Origin of the sequence: Mycobacterium sp. 23 (assembly GCF_048287075.1) — a bacterium.
Lineage (GTDB): Bacteria > Actinomycetota > Actinomycetes > Mycobacteriales > Mycobacteriaceae > Mycobacterium > Mycobacterium gordonae_B.
This window is the reverse complement of sequence record NZ_JBLVUX010000005.1, coordinates 3,341,676-3,361,995: the sequence shown is the minus strand read 5'-3', so window position 1 is coordinate 3,361,995 and position 20,320 is coordinate 3,341,676. Positions and strand designations below refer to the sequence as shown.

The window sequence follows — 20,320 nt, the reverse complement described above, 5'->3', positions numbered from 1 at the left end:
GCACAAAGATACCGATAGTACTGTTGCGATACCGACAGTTTCTTTATGCCGCCGGGGGGGCCGGGATGGTAATCAAGGGCTGGGGCGATGCCGGCGTGGCGACGTTGAGTCGCCCCAAGGAGCAGCGTGGCGCCGCGGAAGCGGCACAGGGCCGCGACACCTACAGTGAGCGCCTAGCGCGGCTGTCGGGTTTCGCGATCCGGCACAAAGCGTTGGTGATCGGGTCCTGGATCGCCGCCGCGGTGGTGCTGGCGATCCTTTTTCCGCAACTGGAAACGGTCGTCAAGCACCAGTCGGTGCATCTGATACCGCCCGGGGCGCCGTCGCTGCAGACCGTAGACCGGATGGGCTCGGCGTTCGGTGAACAAGGCTCCAAGACCACGATCTTCGTGGCGATGGAGGATCCCAGCGGGCTGACCCCGCAGGTTAAGCAGCGCTATGACACGTTGATCCAGCGGTTACGGGCCGACACCAGCCACGTCCGGCAGGTCCAAGACCTCCTGGCCGACCCGGTCACCGCCGCGCAAGCTCTCAGCGCCGACCGCAAGGCATGGTACGTGCCGGTGGGGGTGGCCGGAACCCTCGGTGATCCCAGCACCGCGGAATCGGTGCGGGCGGTACGCGGCATCGTCGCCGAGGTTTTCGGGCACTCACCGACCACCGTGCGCGTCACCGGCCCACCCGCCACCTTCAGCGATCAAATCGATTCCGCTGAACAGGATCTGATCCTCATCTCGGTGGCCACCGCCGGGCTGATCGCCATGATCTTGCTGCTGATCTATCGGTCGGTGTTCACCGCGATGCTGCCGCTGCTGGTGATCGGTATCAGCCTCGCGGTCGGGCGCGGGGTGCTCTCCGGACTCGGCGAAGCCGGCATGCCGGTGTCTCAGTTCACCGTCGCGTTCATGACGGTGATCCTGCTGGGCGCCGGCACCGACTACTCAGTGTTCTTGATCAGCCGCTACCACGAACAGCGCCGCCAACAGGTCCCCGCCCAGACCGCGGTCATCCACGCCACCGCCACCATCGGGCGGGTCATCGCAGCCTCGGCCGCCACCGTCGCGCTGGCATTTCTGTCCATGACCTTCGCCGAACTGAGCGTCTTCGCCGCACTCGGCCCGGCCTGCGCCATCGCCGTGATCATCGGGTTCGCCGCCACGGTCACTCTGTTTCCCCCCGTACTCGCGCTGGCCGCCCGGCGTGGGATCGGTGAACCCAACACCGACCGCACCCGCCGTTACTGGAACCGGATCGCGGTGGCCGTCGTACGACGCCCCGTGCCCCTGCTGGCCGCCAGCCTGATCTTCGTCCTAGCTCTGTGCGCAGTGGCGACCACCATGCGCATCAGCTACGACGACCGCCAAGGCCAAACGACCACCTCGGCCAGCAACGAAGGGTATCGACTGCTGGATCGCCACTTCCGCAAAGACATCGTGATCAACGAGTTCTTGGTCGTGCAGTCACCCACCGACATGCGCACCAGCCGAGGACTGGCCGACCTTGACGAAATGGCCTCCCGCCTCGCCCAACTGCCCGGTGTCACCAAAGTCTCCGGAGTCACCCGCCCCGGCGGTAAACGGCTCGAACAAGCCCAACTGTCTTGGCAGAACGGCCAAATCGGTGACCGGCTCGCGGGCGCGGTCAACGACGGCCAATCCCGCCGTAGCGATCTGGGCCAACTCACCAACGGCGCCGACCAGCTCGCCGACGGGCTCACCCAACTCGACACCACCCTGGGCACCGCGCTGACCCCGCTGACTGGGCTCTTAGGCCAAGCTCAAACCGCGGGCATCCAAACCCAGCGATTGCGGCCGCTGCTGCAACAGCTTTCTGCCACCGCACCCGCCGTCGATCACGCCATTGCCGCCGGGCCCGCACTACGCCACCAAGCCGAACAAGCCCAAACCGCCATCACCACCCTTGAGCCCCTCATCGCCGCGATCAGCAACTGGCCCGCGTGCGCCGCCGCCACCGAATGCGCCCAACTACACGACCAAGCCCAACTACTCATCACGTTGCGCGACAACGGATTCTTCGACCACCTCACCACCCTCGCCGACCTCTACCAGCCGGCCACCAACACCGGCGGCGGCACCCTCGCCGACGTCACCCGGCTCATCACCACCCTGGACACCGCCATGGGCGCCGCAGGCTCCGGCGACCTCGCCGCCAACATCGGACGCCTCCAAACCGGCGTCCACCAACTCGCATCCGGTGCTCACTCGCTGGCCACCGGCGTCCACACCCTCGTCGACAGCAACCTCGAAATGCTTTCCGGCATGGGAAAAATCGCCGCCCAACTCCAACAATCCGCACGATCAGCAACCGGATCCGACACCGCCAGCGGCTTCTACCTCCCTAACGACGCCTTCGACAACCAACAATTCGCCGACGTCGCCAAACACTTCCTATCCGCGGACGGCAAAACCGCCCGCTACGCCATCGAGTCCAGCTACGACCCCTACAGCAGCGACGCGATGACCCTGGCCTACCGACTCACCGAAGTCGCTGACGCAGCACGCCCCAACACCTCACTGGCCAACACCACCATCGCCGTCGCCGGATTTCCCGCCGTCAACTCAGACATTCAACGCCTGCTCTCCGCCGACTTCCGCCTGATGGCCATCGCCACCCTGCTCGTCGTCGGCCTCATCCTCATCGTCTTGCTCCGCGCCCTGGTCGCACCGCTCTACCTACTGGGCACCGTCATCCTCAACTACGGGGCATCACTAGGAATCGGCACCCTGATATTTCAATACGGCCTCGGCAAAGAAATCGCCTGGCCCGTACCACTTCTGGCGTTCATCATCCTGGTCGCCGTCGGCGCCGACTACAACATGCTGCTCATCTCACGACTGCGCGAGGAATCCACCCGTAACATCCGCGTCGGCGTGCTCCGCACTATCGCCAACACCGGCTCCGTCATCACCTCCGCCGGACTCATCTTCGCCGCCAGCATGTTCGGCCTCATGATCGGCTCGATAGCCATCATGATCCAAACCGGACTCATCATCGGCTGCGGCCTCCTCTTGGACACCTTCGTCGTACGCACCCTCACCGTGCCTGCCATCGCCACCCTGCTCCGCGAAACCAGCTGGTGGCCACAACGAAACCCACTGCGCCACAAACCCTCTCCAACCCGAACCTAGACACACCCACCGGAATCGACCATGACTACCGCCAACCCCACACCCCCCACCCTCAGAGACCGCCGCCGCACCGAACTACTCACCCACATCCAAACCACCGCACACCAACTCTTCGCCCAACACGGCTACGCCGCAGTCACTACCGACGACATCGCCGCCACCGCCGGCATCTCCATCAGCACCTACTACCGCCACGCACCCAACAAAGAACACCTGCTGACCGCCCCGATCCAACATGCCATCGCCGAAATCATCACCACCTACAACACCCGTCCGCCCACCGAAACAGCAGCCACCTCACTCATCCACCTCCTCGTCGACCACCTCGGCGAAACAGCCGGCCAGCACTCCCCACACTGGAAACACGCCCTGCAGAGCGCACCACACCTGCTCAACAGCTCAACACTGCTCAGCGACAACCAAACCCGCCAACTCACCACCATGATCGCAACCCGCATGAACACCGACCCCACCACCGACATCCGCCCCACACTGCTCATCCACACAGCCCTGAGCACCGCACAAACCGTGCTCCAACACTGGCTCAACAACACCACCACCAACCCACCGCTGCGCACCCAACTGCAGCAAGCCCTGCACATCACCCTCGCCGGATTCCACTAAACACACCGCACTACCCCGGCCCACACCCACCAGGCCATGTGGCCACAGCCTCAGCAGATCAACTGCCGTACACCAACCCACCTCGCCAGCGCACCCCGCCGACCCCCAAAAACCACCTACCCGCGTCGACCCGACCGCCCGCAAGGCCAAATCAATCTCAACGAGCCAACGCCATCAGATACCGACCCACAGTTTACCGAGGCAGTGGAGAACGAGCGCGGTGAGCAAATGCCTTACTGCTGCCCGGCCTGTGCTCGGATGGATTTGATGAAGCTGCGGGCCTGAACCTGCAAGGGTTGGCTGTCGGGGTCATTCTGGATCAGCGTATGCGGCACCGGCGGGGCGAAAGTGGTGTCGACGCTGGCCAGGTAAGTGGGCCAGTTCGCGAGTTTCCATCGGTCACGTGCTGCGGCCCGGCGTCGTAGGTAGAGGTTCATGGTGTCGGCCGCGCAGGTTACCCACACGATGGACAGGTCGGCATTGAGGTCGTCGGCTCGGGCCTGGGTGCGGTCGATCCATGCCCTGTCGGTGAGCTCGTGCAGGTAGGGCGCAGTGGAGACAATGGAGTTGCCGCACTCGATGTTCTCTTCGATTGCCGCGTTGAGTGCTTCGTACTCATGGGGACGAATCTTGTTCATGTAGGTGGGGGATTCGCGGTCATCCAGTGAAGCGCCAAGGTCTTCGAGCCAACGCTGGACGAGCGGCCGGGTGATGGTGTCCTTGTCGAGGATTGTCCATCCGGTCTGGCGGGCTAGGACGCGACCGAATTCGGTTTTTCCGCTGCCGGCGTAGCCGCCGACAAGGACTAATTGCGGGGTGGGCAGCTGCAGACTTTTGGGTGCTGCCGCAGTGTCGGGAGCGGTGATGACGCGTGCCGAGCGGTCCTTGCTGCGCACCAGGCCTTCGGCAGTAAGCAGGTCCATCGCTTGAGTGATCGTGAAGACGCTGACGTTCCACTGCGACGCGAGCTCGCGTGTGGAAGGCAGCCGTTCACCGTCGCGGAGAATGCCGGCCTCGATGTCGTTACGAACGGCTTGGGCGATCTGGCGGTGCATCGCCTGCCGGGGCGTAGTCGGTGAGGTCATGACCATCCGTCCATAGCAGTTGAGATGCCCGACAATATCAGCCGCGATCAGTTGAAAACCAATCGCTCCAGTGCCTCATGGGGCGATTCACATTTTTTCTGACCTATCGATGCATAACAGTTGACCACCAAAAATATCAGTTGATATGTTGTCGTGGTCCAAGTCACACAGACAGGAGAAAGCTGACATGGCGATACAAAAAGGGCACCGGTTCCCGATGCAACACACAGAAGCGTTCCCGAGAGGGTTGATGTTGCTGGGTCCGATCGGCCCGGACATGGAATTTGAGCGTCCGAATGTGCAGAAGGCTGATCCGGCGACAGGTCTGCGGCAGTGGGCTGGCGCAGTGTCGGACCCCGATGAGCCGAAAGCCAAACGGGCGAGCTTCGTGGTGACATTTCTGGCCGAGGTACAGCCAGTGCCATCCACGCCGGAGCTGTTGGCGGGCAGCGGAATTCGCATGATCGAACTGGAAGGCCTGACCGCCGAACCGCGGCGGATGGGTCAGGGCGAATACACCTATGTGGGCTACGTCTACAGGGCGACCGGCATCAAAGGTGACGTGAATTCACCTGCGCCCGTGAGTAAGTCGTCGTCAGCGCCGCGCGGCGAGACCGTGAAGGCGGGTGCGTGATGGCCACCGGCAACTCGAAACCGTCCGGCAACAGCGGTCAGAGTTCGGCCGACCAGCTGGTCGAAGACATATTGCTAATGCTGGCCAAGCTCGCCGTGCTGCTCGGATCGTGGACGGTGCGGTTCCCGGTGTTGAGTTTGCCGATCATCATGATCGCATGGGCGGGCGCCTGGTTCGGGTGGGGCGGCGGGCTGATCGTGGCCGGGGTATACGCCCTCATCTACATCGCGTTGGCGCTGGTCGACCCGGCCGGATTTGGCGCTGCATCGTGGCTACCGGTCCGCACGGCTTACCTGACCTGGTGGCGCTACAAGCACGCCTGGGCGCAGGTGTGCACCCTGCACGGGTTGACCGCCACGCTGGGTGAGCGGACCATGGTCCCGCGGCTGCGGTCGGTGCGCATCGGCACCGCCACCGACACGCTGAACATCGGCATGGTGACCGGGCAGACCGCGACCGACTGGGGCAAGCAAGCCGACGCCCTGGCCCACGCCTGGGGAAGCGGTCGCGTGACGGTGCGGTCCCTGCAGCCCGGCCAGCTCACGGTCACCGTGCACCGTGATGACACCCTCGCGGCTGCGGTGCGGCTGCCCCGGCCCACCGACGCGACACGAGTGCAGCTGGCGGCGGTGACGGTCGGGGTCACCGACACCGGCACGCCGTGGCGGCTACCGATCCAGGGTCATCACATTCTGGTCGCCGGCTCAACGGGGTCGGGCAAAAGCAGCGTGGTGCAGTCCCTGGTCGCCGGACTGGCCCCCGCTGTGCGGTCAGGCCTGGTGCAACTCTGTGTGATCGACCCGAAGGGCGGGATGGAATTCGCCCGCGGCGCAGGGCTGTTCACCGCGTTCGCCGCTGACCGCACCGAGCAGACCTTGGAGTTGTTGCGAGGCCTGGTCAAGTTGATGGATGGCCGCACCCAGCTGTTGCGTGGCCACACCCGCACCCACACGCCGAGCGTCGAGGACCCGTTGACGGTGGTGATCATCGATGAACTCGCCGCCTTGACCGCCTATGGCACCGACCGCAAAATCCGCGCCGAAGTCGACCAGCTGCTCGGGCTGCTGCTCTCTCAAGGTCGTGCGGTCGGGATCACCCTGATAGGCGCCGTGCAAGACCCGTCAAAAGAAGTGGTGTCGTTGCGCCAGTACTTCACTGTCCGCGTGGGACTGCGCCTGACCGAATCGAACCAAACCACGATGATTCTTGGGCAGGCGGCGCGCGATGCCGGGGCAGTGTGCGACGAAATCCCCGAGTCCACACCGGGTGTCGGCTACGTCATGGTGGACGGCACCGCCGAACCACAACGGGTCCGGGCGTTTCATGTCACCGACGACGACATCGACTATCTGGTCACACATTTCCGGCCACCGAAACGCCGCCGACTCCCGCGCCGGCCTGACACTGCTTCCTCGCAGGGCTGAGCCATGCCGACCCCCTCACCTGCACCGGTCAGCCCCCACGCACCGCCACCGCCCGATCACTCCGCGGACCCCTTGCCCCGACGAGAAACCGCCGCCGAACGGCGAGCCCGGCCCTCCTTCCACGAAATCGCCGTCGCCGCCGCACAAACTCACGGGGTGTGCGTCCGCCCGCTGGTGATGGGAACGGTCAACCTGGACACCGGCGCCACCGACTACGCGGCGGTGCCCTGCAAATCGACCATGGAATCGCAATGCGCCCCGTGCGCGAAAAAAGCGCGCGCACTGCGCATGCAGCAGTGCCGCGAAGGATGGCACCTCGACCACGAACCGGTCCAACCAGCCATTGAACCCACCGAGCAGCAATCCGAGCTGCTGCGCTCCCGCGCTGATCTAGTCGCCGCTTACCGCGACGCCACCACCGACCGCGACCACGACCACGAAGCCGTCGCTGAGCTGCGGGCCGCGGTCGGTGAACTCGACACCCAGCTGCGTGCCACCGGGATGCGCGGCACCCTGCCACCACTGGACCCCCCGCCCACCCCGTTGCGCACTCGGTCGACGAAACGCCGCCACGACGTGATCGACCTGCCGACCCGGCAGGTCCGCAAAAACACCATCGGCCAGCAGTACGTGGGTAAGTACCGGCCGTCGATGTTCCTCACGTTGACCTGTGACAGTTACGGGCCGATCCAGGGCGGCGCCCCGATCGATCCCGGCGCCTATGATTACCGGCGTGCGGCCCGCGATGCGATCCACTTCGCCGCTCTGCTGGACCGGTTCATCCAGAACCTGCGGCGCGTCCTGGGCTGGGACGTCCAGTATTTCGCCACCGTGGAACCTCAGAAACGCGGCGCCCCGCACGTGCACATGGCGCTGCGCGGCGCGATCCCTCACGCCCTCGTCCGCCAAGTGGCTGCCGCCACCTACCACCAGGTGTGGTGGCCGAACCACGACCAGCTGATCTACACCGATTCCGGCAGGCTGCCGGTGTGGAATCCGACCCGGTGCACCTTCATCGACCCCGACACCCACACACCACTCACCAGCTGGCAGGACGCCCTACAGGCCGTCGATGACGACCCCGATGCGAACCCGGCGCATGTGGTGCGCTTCGGGGAACAGGTGCACTCCAAAGGCATCCTCGGCGGCGGCACAGAGGCGGGACGGCACATCGGGTATCTGACTAAGTACCTGACCAAATCGATCGGTGAAATCATCACACCCACCACCGCCGCCCAGCATGCCCATCACGAGCGTTTGCACACCGAACTGGCGATAACCCCATGCTCACCGCGCTGCCCCATCTGGCTGCGTTACGGCATCGTCCCCAAGGGTGCATCATCGAAAATGGTTGCCGGGCAGTGCAAATCGAAAGCGCACCGTCGAAGCACCCTCGGGCTGCCGGGCCGGCGGGTCTTGGTGTCCCGGAAGTGGTCCGGTAAAACCCTGCCTGATCACCAAGCCGACCGGCACAAATTTGTTCGGCAACTGCTCGCCGACGCCGGCATCACCCCGGACGCGCGAGACAATGTTCTTATCTACCGCCTCGAATCCGGCCAACGCACCCCACCCCGCAGCGAACTCATCATGCGAGCCATCTCCCAAAGACTCACTTGGAAAGCCCAATACACCAACGCAATCGCCGCCATCGGACCACCCGAAGGACAGCGAATCGGAGCAGGCGCATCACCGGGGCCGGGAAGTCGTGGACGTTGAGATGCTACAACTACTAACGGAATCACAAGTGCGGCAGATGATTCCGATCGGTCACAGCAAGTATTACGAGTTGATCGGGTCCGGTGAGTTGAGGTCAGTGAAGATCGGCCGACGTCGGTTCGTCACGGAAACTGCTGTTGCGGAATACATTGCGAAACTCGATGCCGAGTCAACCGGTGACACGGCGGCGTGAAATGTCCCGACAACAACTGCCGCCGCAGATCAAGAAGCTGACCGTTCGCGACCGGCGTACCGGCAAAGACGCGGTTCGGTATCAACTGACAGTCGACGTGGGCGAGGACCCTCAGACTGGCCGACGTCGACAGGTTCGGCGGCGTTACCGCACCGAGAAGGACGCACGTCGTGCACTGAGCGAAATCAGCGACGCGGCTGAGAAGAAAGTGTTCGTGCCGAGGCGCACACTCACAGTCGGCGAGATGGTCAAGAACTACCTGGCGGGTCGACACGACCTGCGTCCCACTGCGCGCGACAAGAAGGCCTACGACCTACAGCCGCTGGTGGAGCGCTTCGCCGATGTTCTGGCCCAGCGAATCACCAAGACAGATATCGATACGCTGGTTCGCGATCTCGCCGAGGGCGGCACCATGACTGCAAAGGGCCGGAAGCGCAGACCGTGGTCATCAGCGAGTGTTAACAAAAGCCTCCAGGCGATCACCGGGGTATTCGCAGATGCGGTGTTCCAAGGGCTTCTGGCTCGCAACCCGGCTGAGCTCGTCAAGCCGCTGCCGTCGGCCCACAAAGACGTGGATACCTACAGTGTCGCTGAAGTCGACATGTTGCGCGCCAGCTTCGCCGGTGACCGCCTGGCCCATGCATACGAGTTGGCCCTGGTTGGGCTGCGTCGGGGTGAGATCGCGGGGCTGCGCTGGTGCGATGTCGACCTCAAGTACAAAACCCTACGCATCGTGAACAATCGCGTGTCGGCTGGTGGCAGCGTCAGTGAGAACGATCCAAAGTCGAAGGCATCTCGTCGTGAGTTGCCATTGCCCGATCGCCTGGTCGGAGTGCTGCGCGCTGCACGTCGTCGGCAAGCAAAGGAGAGGCTGCGCCTCGGGGTCGACGCTGGCCCGTTTGACTACGTCGTGTCCAACGAGGCTGGACTGCCGTATGCGCCCCCGGTCGTGTACCGGTACTGGGTGGCTGCCGTGAAGAAGGCCGGGCTGCGACACTTGAAACTGCACGGCGCGCGGCACACGGCCGCCACCCAGTTGGCACTCGATGGCGTCGCTCCAGCTGTCATTGCCGCGTGGCTCGGTCACACGGATGCCAGTTTCACGATGAAGCTCTATACGCACTCGCAGCCTGAGGCGCTCAAGTCCGCTGGTGACACTTTCGATCGAGTTGTGACATCTCGTGACACTCAGCAGGGGTAATCGAACAATTCGAACACTGTTGATGCTGGTCAGGGCGGGACACGCCGACTCGTGTCGGATGGCGGTCGTACAGTGACCTCAGTCGCTCGAACGCATGAGCGAGCCGCGCCGTGCCGAAGGAACCCTGCTGTAATGATGATCCCCGACTACGACCAGGCCGAGATTCTCTCGTTTGAGTGGGGTGACATGCAGCTGCTCTCCAAGATCGTGGGTAACACGGTTAACCCGCTGACGGGGGACCGCAACTTGTCGATGGTGCCCTATGAGAACTCCGTCCAACCGGTTCAGTTGAAATTTGAGCCGCCCCTAATCGAGCATGCGGTGGGCGTGAACCACGGCTTTCGGCACCATTGGGAGCTACTTACGTACGCGTTCAACCTGCCAGATCCCGGGGCGTTCCCGGTGCTGCCGGGGTTGACGGACGACGACCGCCGGGTCCTCAAGCGCTATGCGCGGATGTGTCGTCAGCTTGCGGGATATTCCGCGCTGAACGAGGAAAGTGGTATGCGCTACAGCTTCAAGAGCGGCGGAGCCCCCGAAATCACGTTGGTGTTCCCGTCGCCCGAAGCTTTCGCCGGGACCTCGCTCGCCTTCCGTCAATTGCACAGCGACGACGAATTCGCGTCTTTCACTCGCACGCGGGGCAGGATCATGAAGGCCGTTAAGTTGCTGTCCGCGAGCGAGAAGGAGAGTGCGAGAAGGGTTGTAGCGCAGTGGGCAAAAGCGCGTGGCGCATTGATGAACAGAATGCTGAACACCATCGTGTGTGAGATGGCCGCCCCACCGGTTCCGCCGGATCGTGAGGTGCCGCCGTTCAGCTATGCGAACATCAACCCGCAGAAGCTGATCTTGACCTTCAACTATGGCGACACGATCCACTTCTCGGAAGACGAAGAAGCGAACCTGTCGACGCTGCTGGAAGCTGAACAGAACGCCTGCTATTACAAGCACTCGGTGCTGAGCGCCATAACGAATCTCAGTCACCTCTACTTCGGGTTCGCCGTGTTGGCTGAGTCCGCAATGGCAGACGGGGGTGGGCGAGGCGCAATGGCCTCCGGATCGGCAGCCGATTAGCAAACCAAAGTAAGTCCCGCCCGCGACCGGGCCGACTAGGGGCGTCTCCGGTGCCCGGTTCTACAGGGCGACCTGCTGGCCGGAGTAGGCGCGCGCCTCGCCGGGTGGACGGCGGTGCTGCCGGGGCCGACCAATCCGCTGCGCGGTGGGTCGACACGCGGGGCCTTCGGCATGTAGATGCCGCCTTGGGAGGGTGGCCGGCCGTTGAGGTGGGTCGCGACCAGCCCCGCGCCGAAACCCAGTTCGGTGTCGGTGTGGTGTTGGTCGCGGGCGAGCTGGAGCGGGTGTTGTGATCGCCGCTGGCGGGGCGCTGCTTCTGGTGGTGGGCCGCGCCACGGTTCGGGTGCGGTCATCGTCCTAGGTCTCGCCGCGACGGCGGCGGCCCCGATCGTGTACAGGTTACTGGCTGCCGTGAAGAAGGCCGGGCCGCGACACTTGAAACTGCACGGCGCGCGGCACACGGCCGCCACCCAATCGGCACTCGATGGCGTCGCTCCAGCTGTCATTGCCGCGTGGCTCGGTCACACGGATGCCAGTTTCACGATGAAGCGCTATACGCACTCGCAGCCCGAGGCGCTGAAGTCCGCTGGTGACACTTTCGATCGAGTTGTGACATCTCGTGACACTCAGCAGGGCTAATCGAATAACTCGCACACTGTTGATGCTGGTCAGGGTGGAGCCGATGACGGGAATCGAACCCGCGTATTCAGCTTGGGAAGCTGATGTTCTGCCATTGAACTACATCGGCGCTGTTGCCCAGAAAGGCTAGCATCGGCAAATGCCGAATGGTGTGCGGGTCGAACAATCCCGAACCCTTCCCGTGTCGCCTGAGCAGGCGTTCCGCGGGATCATCGAGATGGACGTCCCGACCATGTTCCGGCGTCGCTACGGACCGATCCCCCCGATCCTGAACGTCAGTGGTCGCGACGCCGGGGACTGGCGCGGAACCGCCGGCCAGACCCGGGTCCTCGAACTCGGTCCATGGGGCAGCATCCGGGAGACCGTGGTCAGCGTCGACCAACCGCACGCGTGGGTCTACCGCATCACGGATTTCAAGGGACCACTCGCCGCGCTGCTCGACAGGATCGAAGCCGAGTTCCGCTTCCGTCCGGCTGGGACGGGGACGCGAATCACCTGTGGGGCTACAACATGTTTCCGCGGTCGCGGGTGGCCGCCTCGGCATTGCCGGCGTTCGCTTGGTTCTGGCGAGGTTACGCGCGTCAGATGCTCGAGGAGCTGTCGAGCTGGCTGGTCGGATGACCGCACCGTCCGCGCGAATGACAAGCGTGTAATTCGCGAAGTCGTTAAGGCAGTGAATTAATGCAAATTCTAAAAATGTGATGTTTACCCTTTCGTTATCAACCGTGACCTCGTATTGTGACCTCCCGTGGGCAGGCATGAGTTAGCTAGAAAGCCGCGGAAATCGCCCGCAGTGCTGGCTGCGGGCCTCGCCTCTGTCGGCGTGTACTTCGCGGTAGCCGGAGACGTCAGCTCCCTGGGCGCGGCCCGGGCCGAAGTCAAGCCATTGCTCCCCGACACCGGGACGTGCTGCATAGAACTCGCCTCAGCCCCGATCGCTGCCAACATTGACACCTCCCACCTGAAATTCAGCATCGAGGAGATGGCCCCGGCGCAACGGTCGCGGGCCGACCGGTCGCGAGCCAACGCGGGATCCCGCGTTCTGCCCGTCGGCGTCGCTCCGGAAGCCGGCCTGCAGGTCAAGACCATTTTGGTCGAGCGCAGCATCAGTGCACTCTTTCCCGAGATCCACCAGATCGGCGGGGTCCGACCGGACGCGCTGCGGTGGCATCCCGAAGGCCTCGCGCTCGACGTGATGATCCCCAATCCGAGTTCCGACGAGGGGATCGAACTGGGCAACGCGATCGTCACTTTCGTGCTGCAGAACGCCGAGCGTTTCGGCATCCAGGACGCCATCTGGCGCGGTACGTACTACACACCCGGTGGCGGCGCCCAGTCCGGCGGCTACGGCCACTATGACCACGTCCACGTCACCACCTTCGGTGGCGGATATCCGACCGGGGACGAAATCTACGTCCGGTAACCCCGGCGACCACCGGCAGCTACGCTCGTCGGGTGCTGCTCTCTGACCGTGACCTCAGGGCCGAGATCGCCGCCGGTCGACTGGGCCTCGACCCGTTCGACGACGACCTCGTTCAGCCATCCAGCATCGACGTCCGGCTCGACTCGTTGTTCCGGGTCTTCAACAACACCCGCTACACGCACATCGATCCGGCTCAGCAGCAGGACGAGCTGACCAGTCTGGTGGAACCCGCGGATGGCGAGCCGTTTGTGCTGCATCCCGGCGAGTTCGTGCTCGGCTCCACGTTGGAGCTCTGCACTTTGCCGGACGACCTGGCGGGGCGGCTGGAAGGCAAGTCGTCGCTGGGCCGACTGGGTTTGCTGACGCACTCCACCGCGGGCTTCATCGATCCGGGATTCAGCGGTCACATCACCTTGGAGCTGTCCAACGTGGCCAACCTCCCGATCACCCTGTGGCCGGGGATGAAAATCGGCCAGTTATGTATCCTGCGGCTGACCAGCCCGTCCGAACATCCCTACGGCAGTTCGCAAGTAGGCTCGAAGTACCAGGGTCAGCGGGGGCCCACACCGTCGCGGTCTTACCTGAACTTCATACGGTCCACCTAGCTGGCGCATAGCCTCTGGGGCCACAATGGAATTCGGCGGCTCCGTGCCGCGTTTCCCTCCGCAGACCGATGAACCTTGGGAGGGGTTTTGGACGTCGTACTCGGGGTTTCGATGGCACCGTCGGCCGTGCGCCTGGCGTTGGTCGAGGGTGAGGACGCCGACGGTGTGATCGTCGACGAAGACAGCTTCAGGATGGCCCGCGACGCGGCCGCCACCAGCGCGACGGACCGGGTGATGGCGGCCATCCTGGGCACCCGTGAGGGCGCCTGCGACGCAGGCCTTCGGTTGTCTTCTATCGGTGTTAGCTGGACCGATCAGATGCAGGCGGCTGCGCTGCGCGACGCCCTGGCGGCCCACAAAGTCGAGAACGTCATGCTGGTCTCGGCGTTCCTCGCGGCGGTCGCGATGGGACAGTCCGTGGGCGCGTCGGTCGGCTACCAGCGCACGGGTGTGCTGTTCGTCGAGCCGGACAGCGCCACCCTGGCCGTGGTAGACAACCGCGACGGCTCGCTGTGCGACGTCAGACGCCAGTTCCTGGCTGAGGACGACGACGCCGCGGTAACCGAGTTGGCTCAGTTGGTATCGGCCGCGGAAACGATGCGCGCCCGGCCGGACGGCATCTACGTGGTGGGTTCGGGCGTCGACGTGCCGATGATCAAGCCCGCCCTGGACGCCGCGACGACGCTGACCGTCAGCGTGCCGGAGGAACCCGACATGGCGCTGGCCCGCGGCGCGGCGCTGGCTTCGGGGAGTTCACCGCTATTCGCGTCGACCACCGCTGCGCTGGCTTATGCGCAGGTGGGCGAGGAGCTTCCCGAACCGCCCGACTTCGAGGACGGCGACGTCACCGAGGAGGAGTCGGGCAGGCGCCGTCCTGCTTTGCTGGTCGGCAGCGGCCTGGCGGTGGTCGCCTGTGCGGCCGCGATAGCCCTCGAAGTGGCGCTGGCGATCAACATCCGCCCGACCGTCGCCCTGCAGCCGAAGCCCAACGAAAACCACTTCGTCGCGCCCATGCAGCCGGAGGCCGTTCAAACAGAAGTGGCCGCGCCGCAGCACAAGATCGACCTGCCGGCAGCGCCGCCGCGCGTTGCGGCCCCGCAACTGCCCAAGCCGGCCGCGGCGGCGCCGATCGAGCCGGCACAGGCGGCTCCCGCGATTCCGGCACCCGCAGCACCGGTCATGCCGGTAGCGCCAGTGCTGCCCGCCCCCGAGTTGCCCGCGCCCCGGCTACCCGACCCCGTCGTCGTCCCCCCGGTGATCCCGATCCTGGTGCCGCCCATCCAAGTGCCGCGTCAGCAACCCCAGCTACCTGTTCCGCGAGCGCCGATTCCGGCGTCACCGCCCCGCGTCCAGAACCCCATCCCGCAGGCGCCCGTTATCCAGGTTCCCCAGGCACCGGTCATTCAGATCCCGCAGGCGCCTGCGCCTAATCCGGGTCGCGGCCCGTTCGGTGGTGGCGGTAACAGTCCGGGTGGCCGCGGTCCGTTCGGTGGCGGTGGCATCCCCGGTGGCCCCGGTAGTCAGGGTCCCTTCGGCGGCGGTCGCATCCCCGGCATCCCCGGCGGCCCCGGTAGCCAGGGTCCCTTCGGTGGCGGCGGTCCCGGTGGGCGCGGGCCGTTCGGTGGCGGCGGCAGCCCCGGTGGTCAAGGTCCCTTCGGTGGTGGCGGCCCTGGCGGGCACGGCCCGTTCGGCGGCGGCGGCTCCGGTGGCGGTCATGGCGGCTTTGGCGGGGGCGGAGGGGGATTTGGCGGCGGCGGTGGCGGACACGGCGGCTTTGGTGGTGGAGGCGGCGGCGGGCACAGATAGCCGACCTCGGGGCCTGTGAGTTTCCCTACAAAGCAAATTCAAATGGGTATGAAACCGGTGCGTGGGTACCGTTATATAGCACGGGTTGGGGAATCCGATCATTCTATTTGGGGGAGCTTTGGACACCGTACTTGGCGTGTCGATGGCACCGACCGCAGTTCGGATGGTGCTGGTCGAAGGCGAAAACGGCGACGGCGCCCTGGTCGACGAAGACCGCATCGACGTCGGAGTTGAGGACGCGCCGACGTTCAACGCTGCCGATCAGGTCATCTCGGCGATACTCGGGACTCGCGAGGGAGCGACCGAGGGCGGCTACCAGCTGGCTTCGACGGGCGTGACGTGGCGGGACCCGGCACAGGCTGCTGAGCTCCGCGACGCGTTAGCCAGTCGCAAGATCGAGAACGTCATGCTGGTTTCGGCGTTTCTCGCCGCGGCCGCGCTGGCGCATTCGGTCGGTAACGAGACCAACTACGCGCAGACGGCGCTGCTGTTCATCGAACCCGACACCGCGACGCTGGCCGTCGTGAACAGCGCCGACGGATCGGTCGCTGACATTCAGACGCAGCCGCTCCCGTCGGACGATGACGCCGCGGTGGCCCGCTTGGCCGAGCTTGTCGCCACCGCCGAAACGCTGCAGACCCATCCCGATGCCGTCTTCGTCGTCGGCTCGGGCGTCGATGTCCCGATGATCAAGCCGGCCCTGGACGCCGCGACGACGCTTCCGGTGACCCTGCCCGAAGAGCCTGAGACCGCGTTGGCCTGGGGAGCGGCGCTGGCGTCGGCGAACACGCCGTTGTTGTCGGCGTCGACGGCAGCACGCGCCTACGCCCAGGACCCGGGCACCGGGGCCTACAAGCCGTTCGGGCTCGACCCCGCCTACTTCGACCACTCCGACGCGGCAGACGGCGCGCTGGCCTACAGCGCCGTCGACGCCGACCACGAGGAGCCGAGGGCAGAAGGTCGTCGCCCGCTGGGTTTGCTGGGCAGCGTTCTGTTGTCGATTTTCGTGGTGGGAGTGGCGTCGCTGGTGGTCTCACTGGCCGTCAGCATCCGAAGCACGTCGAGTACGCGCCCCGATCCGGGGCAGGCCCTCGTGCAACCCACGCCGGCGCCACAGGCTCCCGCACCTCAGGCGCCGGCTCCGCAGGCTCCGGCTCCGGAAGCCGTGCCCGAGCAGGCGCCAGCTCCGGCGCCCCAGGCTCCCGCCTCCGTCCCTGCGCAGGCTCCGGCTCCGCAGGCTCCCCAGGCGCCTGTCGAGGTGCCGCAGGCACCCGTGCAGGTACCGGTGCCCCAGGCGCCCGCCCCGGCCCCGGTTGCGCCCGCTCCGGTTCCGGTCCCAGTACCGGTTCCGCAGCTGCCGCAGATCTTCACCCCGCAGTTCCCGCTCGGCCCGGGTGGGGGCGGCGGTCGCGGCGGCGACGACGGCCGTGGTCCGGGTGCCGGTAAGGGCCCTGCTCCCAAGTTGCCCGGTGGCGGCGGTCCCGGTAGAGGCGGCAAAGGCGGCGGCGGGCGCGGCGGCTTCAACATCCCCGGGATCCCCGGTATCTAGCATCTGATCTCGCCGGGTAGCTGTCACCTGCCGTTAAGCGTCGCGACGCGGTCCGCTCATCGCGGGCACCTACACACGGTGGTATGCGATGCACCGTATTCGGTACCGGCTATCTCGGTGCCACCCACGCTGTCGGAATGGCAGAACTGGGACACGAGGTCGTCGGGGTTGATATCGACCCGGGTAAGGTCGCCAAGCTGGCTGGTGGTGACATCCCGTTCTATGAGCCTGGTCTGCGAAAGTTGTTGACTGCCAACCTTGCTGCGGGCCGACTGCATTTCACCACCGACTACGACATGGCGGCCGAGTTCGCCGACGTGCATTTCCTGGGAGTCGGCACTCCGCAGAAGAGGGGCGAATACGGCGCCGACATACGGCACGTGCACGCGGTGATCGACGCGCTGGTGCCGCGGTTGACCAGATCATCTGTCCTCGTGGGCAAGTCGACGGTGCCGGTGGGCACCGCGGCCGAACTGAGCCAGCGGGCCTCGGCGCTGGCCCCCGACGGAGTGGATGTGGAGATCGCCTGGAACCCGGAGTTCCTCCGTGAAGGCTATGCCGTCCACGACACGCTGCACCCGGACCGCATTGTGCTTGGGGTGCAACATGATTCCACCCGCGCCGAGGCTGTGGTGCGCGAGCTGTACGAGCCGCTGCTGAGCTCCGGGGTGCCCTTCCTGGTGACCGACCTGCAGACGGCCGAACTGGTCAAGGTCTCCGCCAATGCCTTTCTGGCGACCAAGATCTCGTTCATCAACGCGATTTCCGAAGTGTGTGAGGCCGCAGGCGCCGACGTCAGCGTGCTGGCCGACGCGCTCGGGTACGACCCACGTATCGGACGGCAATGTCTCAATGCCGGTTTGGGTTTCGGTGGCGGTTGCCTGCCGAAGGACATCCGCGCGTTCATGGCACGGGCGGGGGAGCTGGGCGCCGACCAGGCGCTGACCTTCCTGCGTGAAGTCGACAGCATCAACATGCGGCGCCGGACCCGGATGGTCGAACTGGCCACCGCGGCCTGCGGCGGATCCCTGCTCGGCGCCAACATCGCGGTGCTCGGCGCGGCATTCAAGCCGGAGTCCGACGACGTGCGGGATTCTCCCGCCCTCAACGTCGCCGGCCAGTTGCAACTCAACGGAGCCGCCGTCAACGTCTACGACCCCAAGGCGCTCGACAACGCCAACCGGCTGTTCCCCACGTTGACCTACGCGGTTTCGGTAGAAGAGGCATGCGAGCGCGCGGATGCCGTGCTGGTGCTCACCGAGTGGCGGGAATTCGTCGACCTCGACCCCGACGACCTCGCGGATCGGGTGCGCGCCCGCGTCGTCGTGGACGGCCGCAACTGCCTGGATGTGGCCCGCTGGGAGAGGGCGGGCTGGCGGGTGTTCCGGCTGGGAGCGCGGCGCCCTACGCGGTGACGGGCTGCGGCACGTTGCGCGGGCGGCCGTCGGCGCGCAGGAAGCCGCCGGTGCGTTCACGTCCGAGAATGTCGGTGGGCCGGCCATGCCGGAATACCTCTCGGCCCGACACGAAGACGGCTTCGACGGTGTCGTCGTTCCGGTTCACCATTCGCGAAAGACCATCGTAGGCATCGATTTTGGCCTCGTGATAGGCGTCCAGCGAGTCGTCGAGGCGTTCCGGGTCGATGACCACCAGGTCGGCCCAGTCACCGACCCGCAGGTGACCGGCATCCAGGCCGTACCAGTCGGCCAATTCACCGGTCAGTCGGTGCACCGCCTGCTCGACCGACAGGAACGGCCGGCCCTCGCGCTGAGCGTCGCGCACATGCCGCAGCAGTCGTAGCCCACTGTTGTAGAAGGCCATGTTGCGCAGGTGTGCCCCGGCGTCGGAGAACCCGACCTGCAGGCCGTGCATCTGGGCCAGCCGGCGCAGCATCTTAGGACGGTGATTCGAAATCGTTGTGCGCCAGCGGATCTTGGTGCCGTGTTCTAACACCAGGTCCAGGAAGGCGTCGACCGGGTGCAGGCCACCGCGTTCCACGCCGACCTGCCCGAATGATTTGCCGACCACCGACTCGTCGGGGCAGGAGACGATCTCCGCGTCGAAGAAGTCCCGGTGCCAGGCGCGCGGCCCGAACTTGGTGTCGTAGTCCTTGCGGAACTGCCTGCGGTACTCTTCGTCGCGCATGAGTTCGTTGCGCTCGACCTCGTCCTTGAGGTGCAGTGCGGCTGCCCCGGCGCCGAATTCCTCGAAGACGACCAGGTCGATCCCGTCGGCGTACACCTCGAAGGGCACCGGAAGGTGCTGGAAGCGGAAGTCGCCACCAAGTCGATTCACCAGGGCGGCCAACCCGCTGGTCAACCAGATGGTTCCCGGCGCCGACTTCATGTCCGCGGCCGCCAGCAGGCTGGTCTTCAGGTGACGCCGGCGGATCCCCAGCGACTGCAGTGCCTGGGAGACGATGTTCTGCGGGTGACTGATGTCGGGACCGGACTGCAGGACGCGACCGGTGCGCCGCAACAACGACTTCAGCCGCCGCAGTTCGCGGCCTTTCGCGTAGGTGGACGGCAGCGTGCGGGACCGGCAGGTGTCCCCGTCGATCTTGTCGAAAAGCAGTTGCTGCGAGGACATTCCGAGGAATCCGGCGTCCAGCGCCTCGTCCAGCATCTGCTCCATCCGCGCCTGTTCGGCGGCGGTGGGCTTGACGTCCTTGCGGGTGGCCCGATCCAGGCCCATCACCGACGTGCGCATGTCGGAGTGGCCTATGAAGGCCGTCACGTTGGGGCCGAGCGGCAGCGATTCCAGGGCGTCGATGTACTCCTGCGGGTTCGTCCACGACTTGTGCTCGCCGACGATGCGGACCACATGCTCATGCGGGATCGCCTCCACCCGCCCGAACAGGTCGGCGGCTTCGCCCGCGTTCACATGCACGGTCGACAGAGAGCACGAGCCCATCACGATGGTGGTGACACCGTGGCGTACGGATTCCGACAGCGCCGGTGCGGCCAGCACCTCGGCGTCGTAGTGGGTATGAATGTCGATGATGCCCGGCATCACCCATTTGCCCTCGGCGTCGATGACCTTCGGGCAGCCTTCCAGGGGGGCGGAGGACACGGCGGCCACGCGGCCGTCCCGTATCCCGATGTTGCGGATCGCCGACGGCCCTCCACTGCCGTCGAACCACCGGCCGTTGACGACCACTGCGTCGAAAGTCAATGCGACCACCTCACTCGACTGGAC

17 protein-coding genes and 1 tRNA gene are annotated in these 20,320 nt (G+C 65.4%); 15 read left to right on the top strand and 3 right to left on the bottom strand.

Translation table 11 applies throughout. The features are described from left to right. Positions 1 to 65: 65 nt before the first annotated feature. Complete coding sequence (locus ACNQS7_RS16885) at positions 66 to 3,149, top strand: RND family transporter (protein WP_036443976.1); 3,084 nt, start codon at positions 66 to 68, stop codon at positions 3,147 to 3,149. Positions 3,150 to 3,170: 21 nt separating this feature from the next. Then, entirely contained in the window at positions 3,171 to 3,773 is a 603-nt protein-coding gene (locus ACNQS7_RS16880; RefSeq protein WP_036443979.1) for a TetR/AcrR family transcriptional regulator, read from the top strand. A gap of 233 nt (positions 3,774 to 4,006) precedes the next feature. Here ACNQS7_RS16880 and ACNQS7_RS16875 read toward each other — a convergent pair whose 3' ends face one another. After that, on the bottom strand, positions 4,007 to 4,828 hold the full coding sequence (locus ACNQS7_RS16875) for a GntR family transcriptional regulator (protein WP_273439965.1): 822 nt from the start codon (positions 4,826 to 4,828) through the stop codon (positions 4,007 to 4,009). 217 nt (positions 4,829 to 5,045) lie between these two features. On the opposite strand from ACNQS7_RS16875, the gene ACNQS7_RS16870 reads away from it, so the two are divergent. From ACNQS7_RS16870 to ACNQS7_RS16840, 7 genes are all read left to right on the top strand, one after another. Continuing rightward, the gene (locus ACNQS7_RS16870) at positions 5,046 to 5,492 is read left to right on the top strand and encodes a hypothetical protein (protein WP_036444018.1); all 447 of its coding nucleotides are present in this window, start codon (positions 5,046 to 5,048) and stop codon (positions 5,490 to 5,492) included. Then, positions 5,492 to 6,916 carry an FtsK/SpoIIIE domain-containing protein gene (locus ACNQS7_RS16865; RefSeq protein WP_036443982.1) on the top strand — a complete coding sequence of 475 codons (1,425 nt, stop codon included), beginning with the start codon at positions 5,492 to 5,494 and terminating at the stop codon, positions 6,914 to 6,916. Before ACNQS7_RS16870 ends, ACNQS7_RS16865 begins: the two co-directional genes overlap by 1 nt. A gap of 3 nt (positions 6,917 to 6,919) precedes the next feature. Next, complete coding sequence (locus ACNQS7_RS16860; RefSeq protein WP_080712103.1) at positions 6,920 to 8,632, top strand: replication initiator; 1,713 nt, start codon at positions 6,920 to 6,922, stop codon at positions 8,630 to 8,632. 1 nt (position 8,633) lies between these two features. After that, positions 8,634 to 8,825 (top strand): helix-turn-helix domain-containing protein, encoded by a 192-nt coding sequence (locus tag ACNQS7_RS16855; RefSeq protein WP_036443988.1) that lies wholly within the window; start codon positions 8,634 to 8,636, stop codon positions 8,823 to 8,825. Further along, positions 8,794 to 10,026: a site-specific integrase gene (locus ACNQS7_RS16850; protein ID WP_273439962.1), complete on the top strand. Its 1,233-nt coding sequence runs from the start codon at positions 8,794 to 8,796 to the stop codon at positions 10,024 to 10,026. Before ACNQS7_RS16855 ends, ACNQS7_RS16850 begins: the two co-directional genes overlap by 32 nt. A 132-nt stretch (positions 10,027 to 10,158) precedes the next feature. Next, positions 10,159 to 11,100 (top strand): hypothetical protein, encoded by a 942-nt coding sequence (locus ACNQS7_RS16845; protein ID WP_230589185.1) that lies wholly within the window; start codon positions 10,159 to 10,161, stop codon positions 11,098 to 11,100. Positions 11,101 to 11,346: 246 nt separating this feature from the next. After that, entirely contained in the window at positions 11,347 to 11,739 is a 393-nt protein-coding gene (locus ACNQS7_RS16840; protein ID WP_253875618.1) for a tyrosine-type recombinase/integrase, read from the top strand. 35 nt (positions 11,740 to 11,774) lie between these two features. Here the strand turns inward: ACNQS7_RS16840 and ACNQS7_RS16835 are convergent. Further along, positions 11,775 to 11,848 (bottom strand) — tRNA-Gly (locus tag ACNQS7_RS16835). Between the two features lie 30 nt (positions 11,849 to 11,878). Here ACNQS7_RS16835 and ACNQS7_RS16830 point away from each other — a divergent pair. The 6 genes from ACNQS7_RS16830 (at position 11,879) to ACNQS7_RS16805 (ending at position 18,537) form a co-directional block, all read left to right on the top strand. Further along, positions 11,879 to 12,421: an SRPBCC family protein gene (locus ACNQS7_RS16830; RefSeq protein ID WP_418013419.1), complete on the top strand. Its 543-nt coding sequence runs from the start codon at positions 11,879 to 11,881 to the stop codon at positions 12,419 to 12,421. A gap of 66 nt (positions 12,422 to 12,487) precedes the next feature. Further along, positions 12,488 to 13,162 (top strand): hypothetical protein, encoded by a 675-nt coding sequence (locus tag ACNQS7_RS16825; RefSeq protein WP_418013418.1) that lies wholly within the window; start codon positions 12,488 to 12,490, stop codon positions 13,160 to 13,162. A gap of 32 nt (positions 13,163 to 13,194) precedes the next feature. After that, positions 13,195 to 13,767 carry a dCTP deaminase gene (gene dcd / locus ACNQS7_RS16820; protein WP_055578230.1) on the top strand — a complete coding sequence of 191 codons (573 nt, stop codon included), beginning with the start codon at positions 13,195 to 13,197 and terminating at the stop codon, positions 13,765 to 13,767. Positions 13,768 to 13,878: 111 nt separating this feature from the next. Beyond that, positions 13,879 to 15,573: a hypothetical protein gene (locus ACNQS7_RS16815; RefSeq protein WP_418016027.1), complete on the top strand. Its 1,695-nt coding sequence runs from the start codon at positions 13,879 to 13,881 to the stop codon at positions 15,571 to 15,573. Between the two features lie 118 nt (positions 15,574 to 15,691). After that, the gene (locus ACNQS7_RS16810; protein ID WP_418013417.1) at positions 15,692 to 17,122 is read left to right on the top strand and encodes a hypothetical protein; all 1,431 of its coding nucleotides are present in this window, start codon (positions 15,692 to 15,694) and stop codon (positions 17,120 to 17,122) included. A gap of 83 nt (positions 17,123 to 17,205) precedes the next feature. After that, positions 17,206 to 18,537, top strand: coding sequence for a UDP-glucose dehydrogenase family protein (locus ACNQS7_RS16805; RefSeq protein WP_418013416.1), 1,332 nt, complete (start codon positions 17,206 to 17,208; stop codon positions 18,535 to 18,537). Here the strand turns inward: ACNQS7_RS16805 and ACNQS7_RS16800 are convergent. Next, complete coding sequence (locus tag ACNQS7_RS16800) at positions 18,527 to 20,296, bottom strand: N-acyl-D-amino-acid deacylase family protein (protein ID WP_418013415.1); 1,770 nt, start codon at positions 20,294 to 20,296, stop codon at positions 18,527 to 18,529. The genes ACNQS7_RS16805 and ACNQS7_RS16800 overlap by 11 nt on opposite strands. Positions 20,297 to 20,320: the final 24 nt, after the last annotated feature.

Bases quoted from the DNA above. Each gene is read 5' to 3' on its own strand.
- ACNQS7_RS16870 (WP_036444018.1), top strand. From the start codon at position 5,046: ATGGCGATACAAAAAGGGCACCGGTTCCCGATGCAACACACAGAAGCG.
- ACNQS7_RS16885 (WP_036443976.1), top strand. From the start codon at position 66: ATGGTAATCAAGGGCTGGGGCGATGCCGGCGTGGCGACGTTGAGTCGC.
- ACNQS7_RS16880 (WP_036443979.1), top strand. From the start codon at position 3,171: ATGACTACCGCCAACCCCACACCCCCCACCCTCAGAGACCGCCGCCGC.
- ACNQS7_RS16860 (WP_080712103.1), top strand. From the start codon at position 6,920: ATGCCGACCCCCTCACCTGCACCGGTCAGCCCCCACGCACCGCCACCG.
- ACNQS7_RS16855 (WP_036443988.1), top strand. From the start codon at position 8,634: ATGCTACAACTACTAACGGAATCACAAGTGCGGCAGATGATTCCGATC.
- ACNQS7_RS16850 (WP_273439962.1), top strand. From the start codon at position 8,794: ATGCCGAGTCAACCGGTGACACGGCGGCGTGAAATGTCCCGACAACAA.
- ACNQS7_RS16805 (WP_418013416.1), top strand. From the start codon at position 17,206: ATGCGATGCACCGTATTCGGTACCGGCTATCTCGGTGCCACCCACGCT.
- ACNQS7_RS16815 (WP_418016027.1), top strand. From the start codon at position 13,879: ATGGCACCGTCGGCCGTGCGCCTGGCGTTGGTCGAGGGTGAGGACGCC.
- ACNQS7_RS16875 (WP_273439965.1), bottom strand. From the start codon at position 4,828: ATGCACCGCCAGATCGCCCAAGCCGTTCGTAACGACATCGAGGCCGGC.
- ACNQS7_RS16865 (WP_036443982.1), top strand. From the start codon at position 5,492: ATGGCCACCGGCAACTCGAAACCGTCCGGCAACAGCGGTCAGAGTTCG.
- ACNQS7_RS16845 (WP_230589185.1), top strand. From the start codon at position 10,159: ATGATGATCCCCGACTACGACCAGGCCGAGATTCTCTCGTTTGAGTGG.
- ACNQS7_RS16830 (WP_418013419.1), top strand. From the start codon at position 11,879: ATGCCGAATGGTGTGCGGGTCGAACAATCCCGAACCCTTCCCGTGTCG.